The 15,298-nt window shown below is 72.8% G+C and carries 14 protein-coding genes; 8 read left to right on the top strand and 6 right to left on the bottom strand.

The genetic code is table 11. The features are described 5' to 3' along the window. The first annotated feature begins 44 nt into the window (after positions 1 to 44). Complete coding sequence (locus IE134_RS23695; protein WP_030713042.1) at positions 45 to 554, top strand: NUDIX hydrolase; 510 nt, start codon at positions 45 to 47, stop codon at positions 552 to 554. Here IE134_RS23695 and IE134_RS23690 read toward each other — a convergent pair. From IE134_RS23690 to IE134_RS23665, 6 genes are all read right to left on the bottom strand, one after another. Beyond that, positions 518 to 2,317: an ABC-F family ATP-binding cassette domain-containing protein gene (locus tag IE134_RS23690; RefSeq protein WP_189431624.1), complete on the bottom strand. Its 1,800-nt coding sequence runs from the start codon at positions 2,315 to 2,317 to the stop codon at positions 518 to 520. The two genes, IE134_RS23695 and IE134_RS23690, sit on opposite strands and share 37 nt — an antisense overlap. Before the next feature lie 347 nt (positions 2,318 to 2,664). Next, positions 2,665 to 3,705 carry an NAD(P)-dependent alcohol dehydrogenase gene (locus tag IE134_RS23685; protein WP_030713036.1) on the bottom strand — a complete coding sequence of 347 codons (1,041 nt, stop codon included), beginning with the start codon at positions 3,703 to 3,705 and terminating at the stop codon, positions 2,665 to 2,667. A gap of 96 nt (positions 3,706 to 3,801) precedes the next feature. Further along, positions 3,802 to 4,614: an SDR family NAD(P)-dependent oxidoreductase gene (locus tag IE134_RS23680; protein ID WP_030713033.1), complete on the bottom strand. Its 813-nt coding sequence runs from the start codon at positions 4,612 to 4,614 to the stop codon at positions 3,802 to 3,804. Further along, on the bottom strand, positions 4,611 to 5,273 hold the full coding sequence (locus tag IE134_RS23675; protein ID WP_032768531.1) for a TetR family transcriptional regulator: 663 nt from the start codon (positions 5,271 to 5,273) through the stop codon (positions 4,611 to 4,613). Before IE134_RS23675 ends, IE134_RS23680 begins: the two co-directional genes overlap by 4 nt. A gap of 67 nt (positions 5,274 to 5,340) precedes the next feature. Further along, positions 5,341 to 6,510 (bottom strand): PP2C family protein-serine/threonine phosphatase, encoded by a 1,170-nt coding sequence (locus tag IE134_RS23670; protein ID WP_189431622.1) that lies wholly within the window; start codon positions 6,508 to 6,510, stop codon positions 5,341 to 5,343. A 188-nt stretch (positions 6,511 to 6,698) separates the two neighbouring features. Then, positions 6,699 to 7,442, bottom strand: a complete 744-nt coding sequence (locus IE134_RS23665) for a GNAT family N-acetyltransferase (RefSeq protein WP_030713025.1) — start codon at positions 7,440 to 7,442, stop codon at positions 6,699 to 6,701. Positions 7,443 to 7,995: 553 nt separating this feature from the next. Here IE134_RS23665 and IE134_RS23660 point away from each other — a divergent pair. The 7 genes from IE134_RS23660 (at position 7,996) to metX (ending at position 15,293) form a co-directional block, all read left to right on the top strand. After that, positions 7,996 to 8,877 carry an RNA polymerase sigma factor SigF gene (locus IE134_RS23660; RefSeq protein WP_030713022.1) on the top strand — a complete coding sequence of 294 codons (882 nt, stop codon included), beginning with the start codon at positions 7,996 to 7,998 and terminating at the stop codon, positions 8,875 to 8,877. A gap of 145 nt (positions 8,878 to 9,022) precedes the next feature. Beyond that, on the top strand, positions 9,023 to 9,961 hold the full coding sequence (locus IE134_RS23655; protein WP_189431620.1) for a TetR/AcrR family transcriptional regulator: 939 nt from the start codon (positions 9,023 to 9,025) through the stop codon (positions 9,959 to 9,961). A 54-nt stretch (positions 9,962 to 10,015) separates the two neighbouring features. Then, on the top strand, positions 10,016 to 10,909 hold the full coding sequence (locus tag IE134_RS23650; RefSeq protein WP_030713016.1) for a beta-keto acid cleavage family enzyme: 894 nt from the start codon (positions 10,016 to 10,018) through the stop codon (positions 10,907 to 10,909). Between the two features lie 63 nt (positions 10,910 to 10,972). Next, positions 10,973 to 11,980: a 3-hydroxyacyl-CoA dehydrogenase NAD-binding domain-containing protein gene (locus tag IE134_RS23645; RefSeq protein ID WP_229823710.1), complete on the top strand. Its 1,008-nt coding sequence runs from the start codon at positions 10,973 to 10,975 to the stop codon at positions 11,978 to 11,980. Beyond that, positions 11,977 to 12,549, top strand: a complete 573-nt coding sequence (locus IE134_RS23640) for a thioesterase family protein (RefSeq protein ID WP_229823709.1) — start codon at positions 11,977 to 11,979, stop codon at positions 12,547 to 12,549. Before IE134_RS23645 ends, IE134_RS23640 begins: the two co-directional genes overlap by 4 nt. A 180-nt stretch (positions 12,550 to 12,729) precedes the next feature. After that, positions 12,730 to 14,091 carry a bifunctional o-acetylhomoserine/o-acetylserine sulfhydrylase gene (locus IE134_RS23635; protein WP_078614386.1) on the top strand — a complete coding sequence of 454 codons (1,362 nt, stop codon included), beginning with the start codon at positions 12,730 to 12,732 and terminating at the stop codon, positions 14,089 to 14,091. Beyond that, positions 14,088 to 15,293 carry a homoserine O-acetyltransferase MetX gene (gene metX, locus IE134_RS23630; protein WP_189431663.1) on the top strand — a complete coding sequence of 402 codons (1,206 nt, stop codon included), beginning with the start codon at positions 14,088 to 14,090 and terminating at the stop codon, positions 15,291 to 15,293. Before IE134_RS23635 ends, metX begins: the two co-directional genes overlap by 4 nt. The last annotated feature ends 5 nt before the right edge of the window (positions 15,294 to 15,298 follow it).

The following is a 15,298-nucleotide window of genomic DNA, read 5'->3' as shown; positions in this document are numbered from 1 at the left end:
CCCCCGCGTGGCGCCCCGCACTCCGTCGCCGCAGACTTGACGACATGTCGACAGGCAGGCGCAGTGCGGGGCTCCTTCTCTTCCGGGTCACGGAGGACGAGGACGCGGGCGAGCGGGATGTCGAGGTACTGATCGGGCATATGGGCGGGCCGTTCTGGGCGGGGCGGGAGGCGGCCGCCTGGTCGGTGCCGAAGGGCGAGTACGGGGCGGAGGAAGGTGCGGAGGCGGCCGCCCGCCGCGAATTCACGGAAGAGCTGGGGGTGCCCGTCCCGCCGGGTGAGTGGATCGCGCTGGGCGAGGCGCGGCAGCGCAGCGGCAAGACGGTGACCGTGTGGGCCCTGGAGGCCGAGCTGGACCTCGCGTCCGTCGTGCCCGGGACGTTCACGATGGAGTGGCCGCGCGGGTCCGGCGTGCAGCAGGAGTTCCCGGAGATGGACCGGTTCGCCTGGTGCACGCCGGAGCAGGCCGCCGAGCGGCTGATCGCCGGTCAGCGGGTGTTCGTCGACCGGCTGCGCGCTCAGGTACGCGGGGCGGCCACCTCCCCCGACGCGTAGACCGGGGCCGGGGCCGGCTCCTCGCCCACCTGGCGGCCTGACCGCAGTTCCAGGACGTCGCCGGTGAAGCGGGCCCGGAAGCTGCGGTCGTGCGAGACGACGACGACCGCGCCCCGGTACTGGTCGAGGGCCTGCTCCAGCTCCTCGACCAGGCTCAGCGCGATGTGGTTCGTCGGCTCGTCCAGCACCAGCAGATCGGCCGGCCGGGTCACCAGACGCGCCAGGGCCAGCCTGCGTTGCTGGCCGACGGAGAGGGACGCGACGGGTACGTCGAGGTCCTCGGGGCGGAACAGGCCGAGGGCCAGGAGGTCGTCGGCGTACTCGTCGGGGAAGCCGGGCCGGCCCGCCGCGAAGGTGGCGAGCAGGGTACGCCGGGTCGGGCGCGCGGGCAGTTCCTGCGGGAGGTAACCGATGCGGGCATGGCGGGTGACCGTTCCCGTGTCGGGGGCCAGGTCGCCCGCGAGGACCCGCAACAGGGTGGTCTTCCCGGCCCCGTTCTCACCGGTCACCAGGAGCCGGGCTCCCGAGGTCACGCGCAGGGAAGGGAGATGGAGCCGGTCCCCGACGGAGACGGAGTCCAGCTCCACGAGGGGCCTCGCCCGGCTCGCGGGGCCACCTGTCGTGCCGGTCGTGCCGGTGGTCCCGGCGGTACGGCCCGCGGGTCCGCTCGCGGCTGTGGTCCCGGCGTGGTCCGCTCCGCCCGTCTCCTCGGCCACCGACGGGCGGCCCGTGAAGGCGAGCGGGCGGGGCGGGGGCGGCACGGGAGACCTGAGCAGGGCGTCCAGGCGGGTCCGGGCGGCCCTGACCCGGCCGGACAGCTTGGCCTCGCTGGAACGGCGGTGCTTGCCGAAGCCCTGTTTCGGGTCGCCCCCGGTGGCCGCGAGCCGTACGCCCGCCGCCTCGACCAGTTCCTCGGTGCGGGCCAGGTCCGCGAGGTACTCCTCGTGCTCCTGGGCCCAGCGGCGGCGGGCGGCGGCCTTGGCGGTGCGGTAGCCGTCCCAGCCGTCCCCGTACCGGGTGACCGTACGCAGGTCCCGGTCGACCTCCAGGATCACCGAGGTGACCCGCTCCAGGAACGCCCGGTCGTGGGTGATCGCCACAAGGGTCCCCCGGTGGGCGCGCAGGTGGTCCTCCAGCCAGCCGACGGCGCGGGCGTCGAGGTGGTTGGTCGGCTCGTCGAGCAGCAGCAGTTCGGGGGCGGCGGCCAGCACGCAGGCGAGTGCGAGCCGGGACTGCTCGCCGCCGGACAGCGTGCCGAGCGGGCGGTCGCGGGTGAGGTGGGCGAGGCCGAGGCCGTGCAGAGCCGCTTCGGTACGGGAGTCCGCCCGGTAGCCGTCGCGGTCCTCGTAGGCGGTGAGGAGGTCCCCGTACGCGGCGAGTTCCGCGTCGGTCGGCCCCGGGTCGCCGGGCTTCCGTTCCGACAGGCCCGCCTCCGCCTCGCGGATCCGGTGTTCGAGGGCGCGCAGTTCGGCGAGGGCCGCGTCGACGGCGTCCTGCACGGTGTCGGCCGGGTCGAGGTCGAGCGTCTGGGCGAGGTAGCCGGTGGAGCCGGGGAACCGGACGGTGATCTCACCGGTGTCCGGGGCTTCGGCCCCGGCCAGCAGGCGGAGCAGGGTGGACTTTCCGGAGCCGTTCTCGCCGATGACGGCGGTCTTCTCACCGGGCCGGACGGTGAGGGTCACCTGGTCGAGTACGGAGCGGTCCCCGTACGCCTTGGAGACGTCCTTCATGGCCAGTTGAGCGCGGTCGCGCTGGGGGTGCATGGGTGCCTTTTCCCTGAGTGACGGCCCGCGACGGCGCGCGCCGAAGCGCGGCGGGAGCGGGGCGTGGATGCCGGACGGCGGAGGGACGGCGGCGGGCGCGGGGGGTGACGTCGACGTCACCAGAACATCGTCACGAGAGAACGTCGTCACGAGGACCTTGGCACCGGGGCGTCTCAGAAGGACACGCGGTGCGGCGCGCTGCGGCCGTCCGGGCCGGGAATCAGCGGAAGAAGTAGAAGCGGTACGAACCCATACCGGTCAGTCTAGCCGCGGGCGGCCACCCCGTGCCGGGATTTTCCGGCCGCCCCCGCCCGGGGGCGGGGGCGGGGACCGGCGACGGCGGGAGGTCAGCCGTTGGGCAGGATGACGGCCCGGCCGTTGATCCTGCCGTCGTGGAGGCGCTCGTACGCCAGCGGGGCCTCGTCGAGGGAGTACGTCTCCACGTGGACGTCCACCGCTCCGGCGTGGGCCAGGTCGAGGACCTCGGCCAGTTCCTTGCGCGAGCCCCAGTAGGGAGCGCAGACGTTCGCCCCGTACGGGAGCGTCCCGAAGCCGACCGGGAGCGCGCCGCCGCCGATGCCCACGATGGTGACGTCGCCGTCCACGCGGGCGACGGCCCCGGCGGTCTGCACGGTGGGCGGCGCTCCGACGAAGTCGAGGACCACGTGGGCGCCGAGTCCGCCGGTCAGTTCCCTGACGCGGGCGGCCGCCTTCTCGTCCGAGAGGACCGCTTCGTGCGCACCGACGGTCCTCGCCAGGGCGAGCTTGTCCTCGGTGACGTCGAGGGCGATCACCCGGGCGGCCGTCATGGCGCGCAGCAACTGGATCGCGACGTGGCCGAGACCGCCGGTGCCGATGACGACGGCGGTGGAACCGGGCACGAGCTTCGCCAGGGAGCGCACGATCGCGTGGTACGGGGTGAGTCCGGCGTCAGTGAGGGGCACCGTCTTCACGGGGTCGAGGTCACCGATCGGAACGAGGTGGCGGGGGTCGTCGACGATCATGTACTCGGCCATCGCGCCCGGGGCGCCGAGGCCGGGCGGCATGATGCCGAGCTCCTTGGCGCGCAGGCAGTAGTTCTCCTTGCCCTCGGCGCAGTTCACACAGGTGCCGCAGCCCCAGGGGCCGTACACCGCGACGGAGTCGCCGACCGCGAAGCCGTCGACGCCGTCACCGAGCGCGGCGACCGTGCCGACGCCCTCGTGGCCCAGGGTGAGCGGCAGGGGGAAGGGGATCTGGTCGGCGGGCCAGCTCATCACGGCGATGTCGGAGTGGCAGACGCCGGCGGCGGTGACCTTCAGCAAGACCTGGCCGGGGCCGGGCTCGGGATCCGGGACCGTGACCACCTCGGGGGCGGCGCCGACGGCTCGGTACTGAACGGCTTTCATGGATCTCCTCGCTTCTTCCTTGCTTCTTGTTCGTCCTCGCCGCCCCCGTGTTCCTTTGTCGCCCTCGTGCCCCCCGCCCGCCACTCGGGCCCTCGGTCACGGGGCGGAGTAGCCGCCGTCCACCAGGTGGTAGCTGCCGTGGATGAAGGAGGCCCTGTCGGAAAGCAGGAAGGCGGCGAGTTCGGCGACCTCCTCGGCGGTCCCGAGACGTCCGGCCGGGTGCAGGGAGATCAGGTGCTCGCGGGCCGCCGGGTCGGCGTTCCGCAGGAGCGGGGTGTCGATGAAGCCGGGGCCGACCGCGTTGATCCGGACGTTCCTCGCGGCGTATTCGAGCGCCGCGGTCTTGGTGAGGCCGACGACGCCGTGCTTGGCCGCGACGTAGGCGGGCGAGCCCGCGAAGCCGTTGGTGCCGAGGATGGACGACATGTTGACGATCGCGCCTCCGCCCGCCGCGACGATGGCGGGCAGTTCGTAGCGCATGGAGTGGAAGACGCCGCTGAGGTTGGTGGCGACGACGCGGTTCCAGTCCTCGACCGGGTACTCACCGGTGGGGCTGCTGGGGCCCGCGATACCGGCGTTGTTCACGGCCAGGTGGAGGGCGCCGAAGGTGTCCACCGCGAACCGCACGCCCGCCTCCACGGAGGCCGGGTCGGTGACGTCCATCGCGACGGCGGCGGCCCTGGCTCCGGCGCTCTCCAGCTCGGCGGCGGCCTTGCGCGCGTTCTCCTCGTCGTAGTCGGCGACGACGACCGCAGCACCGCCGGCGGCGAGCCGCCGGGCCAGGGCGAGGCCGATGCCGGAGGCGCCGCCGGTGACGAGGGCCGTGCGGCCCGCGAACTCGGCGGAGGACACGGCCGCGTTCGTGTGCGTGCCCGTGTTCGCGAGGGTGGAGCTGTGTTCGGTGCTCATGAGGTTGCCTCTGTTTCCGCTGCTTCTTCTGTTACTTCTGCTGCTTCTCGGGCTGTTTCCGCCAGTGCGTCGAAGGCCTCGGCGACCCGTTCGGGCAGGGCGTCCGGACGGCCCCCGCGCACCCAGGCGGCCTGAGCCGCGAGGAGCGCGCCCGCTCCGGCGGCGACGGTCACGGCGGGCCGGATGTCCTGCCGGGGATCGACGCCGAGCCGGTCCGCGACGATGGCGATCGAGTCCTCCTGGGCGTCCACCCGGATGTGGTGGAAGACGGCGTAGAGCGTCGGTTCCTCCTCGGCGACCACCAGCAGCTCGAAGATCCGGGGGCGGCGGTGCCAGGCCTCCGCCCCGGGGTCGGCGAGCCAGTCGAGGACGGCCCGCCGGTAGGCGAGGAGCGGGGGTTCCGGGGCCGGGCGGGCGCGCAGGGCCGCGTTGATGCGGTCGCCGTCGCCCCGCAGGGAGTCGAGGGCGGCGGCCTCCTTGCTCGGGAAGTACCGGCTGAACGTACGGCGGTCGACGTCCGCGGCTTCCGCGATCTCCTCGACCGTCACGTTCCGCAGCCCCCGGTCGAGCACGAGCTCGAACGCGGATTGCGCCAGGGTGTCGCGGGTGCGGCGCGCCTTACGGCTGCGCCGTTCCGGGATCTTCCGTTCCGGAGTCATACATGCACCGTACACCTGAAAATGTCCCCACGCGACATTCGTCTCGTGGGGACATCAGGGGGACGTGTCAGGGGGTGGCTGCGGGAGCGCGGCGCAGCGCCAGCGCGGCGACGTCGTCGCGCCGGATACCGCCGGAGAACTCCTCCAGGTCGCCGTGGAGCGCGTCGAGCAGCTCGCGCGGACCGTGCCCGGCCCAGGCCACGACGCGCTCGTCCAGCGGGTAGAAGGCGCCGGTGGCGTCACGGGCCTCGGTCACCCCGTCGGTGACGACGAGCAGCGTCGCGCCCCGCGGGAAGTCGAAGGACTCGGCCGAACGGGCCTCCCGGCTGAGTGCGGCGAGGCCGAGGGGGACGGAGGTCCGGTGGAGCGTGACGGCCGAGGTCCGGCCGTCGTGCAGCAGACGCGGCGCCAGATGGCCGCAGTTCACGGCCTCCACCCGGCCGCCCTCGTCGAACCCGAGCACGAGCGCGGTCACGAAGCGTTCGGCCTCGCCGGTCTGGGCGGAGAACTCGTTGTGCCGGACGACCGCGTCCTCCAGCGCCTGGACCACTCCGGTCAGCGTGGGTTCACGGATGGCCGCCTCACGGAACGCGGCGATGGCCGCGAATCCGGCGCCGATGGCCGCGAGCCCCTTGCCCTGGACATCCCCGATGATCACCCGGGTCCCGTACGGCGACTCGACGACCTCGTAGATGTCTCCGCCGACGAAGCGGTCCTCCTCGATCGGCTCGTAGAGCCCGTACGCGAAGACGTGGTCGGTCACGACGGGCAGCGGCCGCAGGATCTGGCGCTGCAGGGTGACGGCGGCGGACCGCAGCCGCGCCATCTCGGTGGCGTGCCGGATACGCGCCGCGCAGGCGGCGACCCCGAGGGCGCAGGCCAGTACGGCGAAGCCGATGCCGAAGACGAAGTCCCAGAAGGTGCCGTCCGCGCCGGCCCGGAAGCCGACGACGACCGTGGTGATCCACACCGCGACCCAGATGGTCTGGCGGAGGCTGCAGTAGACGGAGGCCAGTGCCGGGACGACCACCAGCAGGGGCACGACCCGCAGGTCGTTGCCCGTGCTGGCGTCGAGGAAGACGACCAGCAGGGTCAGCAGGGTCAGCCCGCCGAGCAGCGCCCAGTTGCCGATGCGGCCCTGGGACACCACCGTGATGCTCGCGTCCGGGCTCTGCGCGGCACCGTCCCGGTGCCGTACATCGCTCCGCCTCTTCGGCTTCTGTGGCTTCTGTGCCATGTCCAGCAACCTCATGGGCACGGCCTGTCCTCCCGGTGGTGCCTCGGCGCCGTCCGCAGTTTCGGCCGGTCCCTTCCAGTTGAGCGGGAGGCGGGCCCGCGCACAGGAGGCCATAGGACCCCGAGGGGGTGCCGAAGGTCCCGTTCGGGACTTCCGGCCCGGGACCTCCGTCCCGGGCCGGGGGTGCCTCAGGTCCCGTGGGCCGAGGGGAAGGCGGCGGGGACGAGGGCGGAGAGGAATTCCGTACGCCGGCGGAGCCGGAAGCCGAGGGACTCGTAGAGCCGGATGGCGCCGGTGTTGGAGGCGGACGCATGCAGGAACGGCGTCTCGCCGCGCTCCCGGATCCCGTGTGCGACCGCCAGGACGAGCCGGCTCGCCAGCCCCTGCCCCCGTACGGACTCGTCCGTGCAGACGCCGCTGATCTCGGTCCAGCCGGGCGGGTGCAGCCTCTCCCCCGCCATCGCCACCAGGACGCCGCCCCGCCGGATGCCCAGATACGTGCCCAGCTCGACCGTGCGCGGCAGGAAGGGGCCAGGGCGGGTGCGCGCCACCAGGTCCAGCATCTCCGGCACGTCCAGCGGGCCGAGCGGGACCGCCTCCGGGTCGGACGCGGCGTCCACCGCCGCGTCGACCAGCTGGACGCCGGCGCCCCGGAAGACGATCTCCCAGTCCGGCGGTGGCGGCGCCTGGAGCGCGGCCAGGGCGACGGGGCCGCCCGGCCCGGCGAGCGCCGCGAGATCGGCCCAGTCCCGGGCGTCCGGGACGTCGGGGAGCGCGATCCACGGGGAGACGTCGACGGGATAGCGCAGAACCCGCCCACGGCTCTCGGCGAAGTGGGCGTGCGGACCGGTGAGGGAGGACCGGGCGGGGTTGTCCAGCGGGTGGAGCCGGGGAAGGGCATCGGTCCGGGGCCGGGTGTCGTTCTGGGTCATGGTCTCCTCGGTCTCGTTCCGTACAACGTGCGGTTTCCTCGGCGGCGGGCCTCCGGCGTGCGGAGCAGCGCGCCCCGCCGGAGGAAAGGCCAGTGGATACGGCGGGTATTCCGCGAGGCACATCTGTTCATGGCGCCGCAATCATCGGGAGGCGTGCGGGAGGTGTGAGGAGGCGTCGCGGCCTGTGCCCGCACGCGGACGAGCGGCGAAATCAACTCATCCCTCGGCCAATACGTGCCGGTGCGGTCCCAACGGCCCTCCGCCTGTGGCACTCTGGTGGCGACCGCCCCACCGGGCTCCCCCGTACCGGTGGGGCGGTTCTTCGCACCTCCACGCTCACGCCCCCCACGCGCGGTCCGCAACGCGCGCCTGTCACTCGCGCCCCTCGGGCAGCCGGGCGTGACGGTTCCTCAGGACCGAACCAGGCGTGTTTCCGGCCAACTCGATCCGTGTGGCCAGATCAACTCCCTCCGCGACGCATGAGAGCCGCACCGCCGGGAAGGCGAACAGGCCTCAGGGCTTACGAACCAGGAACCAGGGAGCGTGAAGCGACATGACCGTGCACACCGCACAGACCGCGCAGACCGCCGGCGCGGAGCGGACGGGCACCACCGAAGAGCTTCCGTGGATCGAGGATGCCGGGAAGATCGCCCCGCTGGACGCGCGTCGGCTCTCGCGTCTCTTCTTCGATCGCCTCCAGGTCCTGGAGGAGGGCACGCACGAGTACCAGTACGCGCGCAACACCCTCATCGAGATGAACCTGTCCCTCGTCCGCTTCGCCGCCAACCGCTTCCGCAACCGGGGCAGCGGCGACATGGAGGACATCATCCAGGTCGGCACCATCGGGCTGATCAAGGCGATCGACCGCTTCGACCTCTCCCGGGAGGTCGAGTTCACATCGTTCGCGGTGCCGTACATCGTCGGCGAGATCAAGCGGTTCTTCCGTGACACGAGCTGGGCCGTGCACGTGCCGCGACGCCTCCAGGAGCTGCGGGTCGATCTCGCCAAGGCCAAGGAGTCCCTGGCCGGCGTCCTCGACCGGGACCCCACGGCGAAGGAGCTGGCGGAATACCTGGGGATCGAGGAGTCCGAGGTCACGGAGGGGATCGTCGCCTCCAACGGCTATACGGCGGGCTCCCTGGACATGCCGACCGACACGTCGGAGGCCGGCCCCGGCCAGAGTGCCGGGCGGACCTTCGCCGATGTGCTGGGCGATCCGGACCCCGCCATGGAGGCCGTGGAGAACCTCCACGCCCTCGCGCCCCTGCTGGACGAGCTGGACGAGCGGGAGCGCCGGATCATCGACATGCGCTTCGGCCAGGAGATGACCCAGGCGCAGATCGGTGCTGAGCTCGGGATATCGCAGATGCACGTGTCCCGGCTGCTGAGCCGGATGCTGGGCAAGCTGCGGAGCGGGATGCTCGTCCAGGAGTGACGACCGCCGCCGGGGCGAACAGCGCGCAGGAGGGGTGTTGCGGTTCTGACTGATGCATCAGTCAGAACCGCAACACCCCTCCTCTTTCATGTGTTGCACCCGCTCATGTTGAGGTTTTCTCATCACGTCGTTACGGTGGCTGACCATGCAGCAGGACGAGGTGGCCGCACGGGTCCGGCAGGTGATCGACGCGGCGGGTGTGAGCGCGCGCGAGTTCGCGCGGCGGATCGTCATCGATCCGTCGAAGCTGTCCCGTTCCCTGAACAACACCCGCCGGTTCACCGCCGCCGAACTGGCCCGGATCGCGGACATCGGCGCCGTCGACGTCGGCTGGCTGCTCGGCTCGACGGCCGGTGCGGCAGCCGGCGCCGACACGGACCCGGACGCGGCGGGCCGTACGGCGGCCGGTGCGGCCGTGACGGCGTCGCCCGTACGTTCTCCGTCGGCCCCTCGCCCGCCGGTGCCCTCGCCGGAGGGCGGCAGACCCCTGCAGATCGTGCGCGAAACCGTCCGGCTCATCGCCGAGCGCGGCTTCCATGCCGTCCGGGTCGCGGACATCGCCGCGGCCTGCCGCACCAGCACGGCGGCGATCCACTACCACTTCCCCGGCCGTGACGAACTGCTCGAAGCCGCGGTCCGCTGGTGCATGGACGAGGACACCCGTCGCCGCGCCGACGCCACGGCAGGGACGCGGCACGCCGGGGACGAACTGCGCCTGCTGATCGAACTCCAGACGCCCCGCACCGAGCAGCAACGGCGGCAGTGGTGCGTCTGGCTCGACCTGTGGGCCGAGGCCGCCCGGTCCACCACGGTCGGGCGGCTTCATGGGGAGTACTACCGCCAGTGGCAGGGAACGGTCGCCGACGTGATCCGGCGCGGCGTCGAGCAGGGCGTGTTCCGCCCGGTCGACGCGAACGGCGCGGCCCTCACCCTCACCGCACTCATCGACGGACTGGCCTCCCAGGTCCTGGCCACCGAACCGGGCGGCCGGGACGACGGAGTCCCCGGCACCGGTGCGCAGGCCATGCACGACGCGCTGACCGCCCATGTGGACGCCTGCCTGACAGCTCCCACGGCCGACTGACCCCACACAACGACGAGAAGGTCCCCCACAACTCCCCGGAGGAGATGTTTCCGCATGCCCGTGAACCAAGACGTCATCATCACCTGCGCCCTCACCGGAGCCGGCGACACCGTCGGCCGCAGCCCCCATGTCCCGGTGACGCCCGAGCAGATCGCCGCCTCCGCCGTCGAGGCCGCCGGGGCCGGCGCGGCCGTGGTCCACATCCACGTCCGCGAGCCGGAGACCGGCGCCCCCTCCCGCGATCCCCGGCTCTACCGGGAGGTCGTCGAGCGGATCCGGGAGACCGGCACCGACGTCGTCATCAACCTGACCGCCGGCATGGGCGGGGACCTGGTCATCGACCCGGAGGCCCCGCTCCGTCAGCTCCCGGGCACCGACCTGGTCAGCGGGCTCGACCGGCTGCCGCACGTGGAGGAGCTGCTGCCGGACATCTGCACCCTCGACTGCGGTTCGCTCAACTTCGGCGACGGCAGCAACCTCTACGTCTCCACCCCCGACATGCTGCGCACCGGTGCGAAGCGCATCCAGGAACTCGGTGTCAGGCCCGAGTTGGAGATCTTCGACACCGGGCAGCTGTGGTTCGCCAAGCAGCTCCTCGCCGAAGGGCTGCTCGACGATCCCACGGTCTTCCAGCTCTGCATGGGCATCCCGTGGGGCGCGCCCGCCGACCCGGGGGTCCTCCAGTCGATGGTCAACATGCTTCCCCGGGGCGCGCAGTGGGCGAGCTTCGCGCTCGGCCGGATGCAGATGCCCTGGGTCGCCCAGTCGATCCTGCTCGGCGGACACGTCCGGGTCGGTCTGGAGGACAACCTCTATCTGGGCAAGGGCGTCAAGGCCACCAACGGGCAGCTGGTCGAGCGCGCCGTGCGGATCACCGAGTCCCTGGGCTCCCGGGTCGCCACGCCCGACGAGGCCCGCGAGAAGCTCGGCCTGCGCCCGCGCGCCTGATTCCCCCGTTCTACCGACTCCCCTCCCCCCTCACCCCTCACCGTCTTTTCCGGAGTGTCGCCCGTGACCGTCATCCCCTCCCCCACCCCGCCCCCCGGTTCCCCCGCCCCCTGTGCCCCGGAGGACGTACGCCGTGTGGCGTGCGTCGGGGCCGGGGTGATCGGCGGCGGCTGGGCCGCCCACTTCCTCGCCCGCGGTTACGACGTCACCGCCTGGGACCCGGCCCCCGACGCGGCAGTCCGGCTGCGTCGGCTCATCGCCGCGGCCTGGCCCGCGCTCGAACAGCTCGGCCTGGCCGACGGGGCCTCGCAGGACCGCCTGACCGTCACCGCGACGCTCGAAGAGGCCCTGACGGAGGCACAGTTCGTCCAGGAGAGCGCCCCCGAGAAGCTGGACCTCAAGCGCGATCTGCTGGCCCGCCTGGACGCCGCCGCACCGGCGGGTACGGTGATCGCCTCGTCGACCTCCGGCTACCCGATGACGGACATGCAGACCGAGGCCGCCGACCCCGGGCGGCTCGTCGTCGGGCACCCCTTCAACCCGCCCTACCTGATCCCCCTGGTCGAGGTCGTCGGCGGTGAACGGACCGACCCCGCGGCGGTGGAGTGGGCCTCGCGCTTCTACGAGGTCGCGGGCAAGTCCGTGATCACCATGGACCGCGAGGTGCCCGGCTTCATAGCCAACCGGCTCCAGGAGGCCCTGTGGCGCGAGGCACTGCACATGGTCGCCAACGGTGAGGCGACGGTGGCGGAGATCGACGCGTCGATCACCGAGGGGCCCGGGCTCCGCTGGGCCGTGATGGGGCCGATGCTCACCTTCGCGCTCGCGGGCGGGGAGGGCGGGATGGCCCACATGCTCGACCACTTCGGCCCGTCGCTGAAGTCGCCCTGGACCCGGCTCGAAGCACCCGAGCTCGACCGGGCCCTGTACGAGGCGGTGGTGGCCGGCTGCGACGAGGCCGCGGACGGCCGGAGCATCGCGGACCTGGTCGCCGAACGCGACCGGGGCGTCATCGACATCCTGCGGGCGACAGGCCGCCTGCCCCGTTCCGCCGAGGAGGCGACCCGATGAGCGAGCAGCCCGCGCACGAGGAGACGGCCGTGACCGAGCAGAACGCCGTGACCGAGCAGAACGCCGCGGCCGCCGACGACGGCACCTCGCTCCCCCTGTTCCACCGGACCGTACGGCCCGAGTGGATCGACTACAACGGCCATATGAGCGAGGCGTTCTACGTCCTGGTCTTCGGGTACGCCACCGACGCGATGATGATCGAGACCGGTCTGCACGCCGGATACCGGGAGAGCACCGGCTGCTCGCTCTACACCGCCGAGTCACATCTGCGCTATCTCCGCGAGGTGGCCGCGGGATCCCATCTCGCCGTCCGCACCCGGCTGTTGGGCGTGGACGCGAAGAAGGCGCGCTTCTGCCACGAGCTGTACGTGGTCGGCGCCCCCGACGACGTACCGGAGCCGGAGGCCGCACCGGTGGCGACGACCGAGCTGCTGGCACTCCATGTGGACCAACGGGCGGGCCGCACCGCCCCGTTCCCGGACTCCGTACGGGAACGTCTGGCCTCGCTCGTCGAGCCCGCGCCCGCGTGGGCGGGCCGTTCGATCGCCGAGGTCCCGGCGGCCCGCTGAACGCGCGCGCATGCCCTGCCCCCGCCCCACGGCCGGGGCATGGCATGCGCGTTGCCGCCGTATTGCGGGCCATGACGGGCCGTTGCGGGTTCGTGGCCAAGCGGGCGACACGCTTCCGAGGGTGCTGAGTGCGTCCTACGGTCCGTATTCAGCCCGTCACCGCCCCGTGCGAGGAACCACATGAGCCAGCCCCTCGACTCCGTCACCGCAGGCCACACCCCCGAGGACCAGGACCGGCAGGACCCCGGCGCCGCCTGGTCGTTCGAGACCAAGCAGATCCACTCCGGCGCGGCCCCGGACCCGACGACCGGCGCCCGCGCGGTGCCGATCTACCAGTCGACGTCCTTCGTCTTCCGCGACACGAAGCACGCCGCCGACCTGTTCTCGCTCGCCGAGCCGGGCAACATCTACACCCGCATCCACAATCCCACCCAGGACGTCCTGGAGCAGCGCGTCGCCGCGCTGGAAGGCGGGATCGCGGCCGTCGCGCTGGCCTCCGGGCAGGCGGCGGAGACGCTGGCGATCCTGACCCTGGCCGGGGCGGGCGACCACGTCGTCTCCTCCTCGTCCCTCTACGGCGGCACCTACAACCTCTTCCGCCACACGCTTCCCCGCTTCGGCGTCGAGGTGACGTTCGTCGAGGACCCGGAGGACCTGGCGGCGTGGCAGGCGGCGGTCCGGCCCAACACGAAGGCGTTCTTCGCCGAGACGCTCGGCAATCCGCGCGGCGACGTGCTGGACGTGCGGGCCGTCGCGGACACCGCGCACGAGGCCGGGGTGCCGCTCATCGTCGACAACACCGTGCCCACGCCCTATCTGCTCCGGCCGATCGAGCACGGCGCGGACATCGTGGTCCACTCCGCGACCAAGTTCCTCGGCGGGCACGGCACGACGATCGGCGGCGTGGTCGTGGACGCCGGTACGTTCGACTTCGGGGCGCACGCCGGGCGTTTCCCCGAGTTTCACGAGCCCGACCCGAGCTATCACGGGCTGCGCTACTGGCCGGATCTCGGACCGAGCGCGTTCGCGGTGAAGCTCCGGGTGCAGCTGCTGCGCGACCTGGGACCCGCGCTCTCGCCGCACTCGGCGTTCCTGCTGCTCCAGGGCATCGAGACGCTGAGCCTGCGGCTGGAGCGGCACACCTCCAACGCGCTGGAGCTCGCCCGCTGGCTGGAGCGGCGCGACGAGGTGGCGGCCGTGCACTACGCGGGCCTGGAGTCGAACCGCTGGTACGAGGCCGGGCAACGCTATCTGCCGCGCGGGGCCGGGGCCGTGCTGGCCTTCGAGCTGAAGGGCGGGGCCGATGCGGGCCGGCGGTTCGTGGACGCGGTCGAGCTCTTCAGCCACCTCGCCAACATCGGTGACGTACGCAGCCTGATCATCCACCCGGCCTCCACCACGCACAGCCAGCTCACCGAGGAGCAGCTGATCGCCACCGGCGCCACGCCCGGTCTCGTGCGACTGTCGGTGGGGCTGGAGAACGTCGACGACCTCAAGGCCGACCTGGAGGCGGGTTTCCGGGCGGCGAAGGCGGCGTCCTGAACCGGAAGGACCCGCACCGCGCACGCCCCCTCCCGCCGGCCTCCGGTGGCCGACGGGAGGGGGATCCGCCCGGTCGTCGCCGCTGGGCGGCGATCGAGGACCCGCTGCCCCTGGAGTCCGGGATCAGGCTGCCGGGGGTGCGCCTGGCGTACGAGACCTGGGGGCAGCGGGCGGCGGACGGGTCCAACGCCGTGCTGGTGCTGCACGCGCTGACGGGCGACAGCCATGTGGCCGGTCCCACCGGTCCGGGGCATCCGACGCCCGGCTGGTGGGACGCGCTGGTCGGTCCGGGCCGGGCGCTCGACACCGACCGGTGGTTCGTCGTCGCCCCCAACGTTCTCGGCGGCTGCCAGGGCAGTACCGGCCCCTCCTCCCCCGGGCCCGACGGCACTCCGTGGGGGTCCCTGTTCCCTTATCTGAGCGTGCGGGACCAGGTGACGGCGGAGGCGGCCCTCGCCGATGTGCTGGGCATCGACCGGTGGGCGGCCGTCATCGGCGGGTCGATGGGCGGCATGCGGGCCCTTGAATGGGCGGTGAGCAGACCCGGGCGCACCGGTTCGCTGTTCGTCCTCGCCGCCCCGGCCGCCGCATCCGCCGACCAGATCGCCTGGGGCTCGGCGCAGATCGGCGCGATCCGCTCCGACCCGGGGTGGCGGGGCGGCGACTACCACCGCGCGCCGCCGGGCGAAGGACCGCACCGCGGCCTCGGGCAGGCGCGCCGCATCGCCCACATCACCTACCGGAGCGCACCCGAGCTGGACTCCCGCTTCGGCGGCGAGGCGCAGCCCGGGGAGGAGCCCGCGCACGGCGGCCGCTACCGGGTGGAGTCCTATCTCGACCACCACGCGGACAAGCTGGTGCGCCGGTTCGACGCCGGGAGCTATGTGACGCTCACCGAGGCGATGAACGGCCACGATGTCGGCCGGGGCCGGGGCGGCATCGCCCGCGCCCTGGCCCGCGCGGAGCTGCCCGCCCTGGTCGCGGGCGTCGACTCGGACCGGCTGTACCCCCTGGCGCAGCAGGAACGTCTTGCCGCGCTGCTGCCGGGGGCGGACGCCGCGCACACCATCGCCTCGCCGTACGGGCACGACGGCTTCCTCATCGAGACGGAGCAGGTGGGCGCGCTCGTAAGGGAGTTGCTGGCGACGCTCCCGCTGCCCCGTACCGCCCCCGTCCCCACCCCCACATCACCCCTGACCTGACCCAC

Source organism: Streptomyces rubiginosohelvolus (genome assembly GCF_014649875.1).
In the GTDB taxonomy this organism is placed as follows: Bacteria; Actinomycetota; Actinomycetes; order Streptomycetales; family Streptomycetaceae; genus Streptomyces; species Streptomyces rubiginosohelvolus.
Note: the sequence above shows the minus strand (reverse complement) of the source record. Positions and strands in the feature narration are given on the sequence as shown.

Coding starts and splice junctions, on each gene's coding strand:
- IE134_RS23695 (WP_030713042.1), top strand. CDS start 45: ATGTCGACAGGCAGGCGCAGTGCGGGGCTCCTTCTCTTCCGGGTCACG.
- IE134_RS23690 (WP_189431624.1), bottom strand. CDS start 2,317: ATGCACCCCCAGCGCGACCGCGCTCAACTGGCCATGAAGGACGTCTCC.
- IE134_RS23685 (WP_030713036.1), bottom strand. CDS start 3,705: ATGAAAGCCGTTCAGTACCGAGCCGTCGGCGCCGCCCCCGAGGTGGTC.
- IE134_RS23680 (WP_030713033.1), bottom strand. CDS start 4,614: ATGAGCACCGAACACAGCTCCACCCTCGCGAACACGGGCACGCACACG.
- IE134_RS23675 (WP_032768531.1), bottom strand. CDS start 5,273: ATGACTCCGGAACGGAAGATCCCGGAACGGCGCAGCCGTAAGGCGCGC.
- IE134_RS23670 (WP_189431622.1), bottom strand. CDS start 6,510: ATGGCACAGAAGCCACAGAAGCCGAAGAGGCGGAGCGATGTACGGCAC.
- IE134_RS23665 (WP_030713025.1), bottom strand. CDS start 7,442: ATGACCCAGAACGACACCCGGCCCCGGACCGATGCCCTTCCCCGGCTC.
- IE134_RS23660 (WP_030713022.1), top strand. CDS start 7,996: ATGACCGTGCACACCGCACAGACCGCGCAGACCGCCGGCGCGGAGCGG.
- IE134_RS23655 (WP_189431620.1), top strand. CDS start 9,023: ATGCAGCAGGACGAGGTGGCCGCACGGGTCCGGCAGGTGATCGACGCG.
- IE134_RS23650 (WP_030713016.1), top strand. CDS start 10,016: ATGCCCGTGAACCAAGACGTCATCATCACCTGCGCCCTCACCGGAGCC.
- IE134_RS23640 (WP_229823709.1), top strand. CDS start 11,977: ATGAGCGAGCAGCCCGCGCACGAGGAGACGGCCGTGACCGAGCAGAAC.
- IE134_RS23635 (WP_078614386.1), top strand. CDS start 12,730: ATGAGCCAGCCCCTCGACTCCGTCACCGCAGGCCACACCCCCGAGGAC.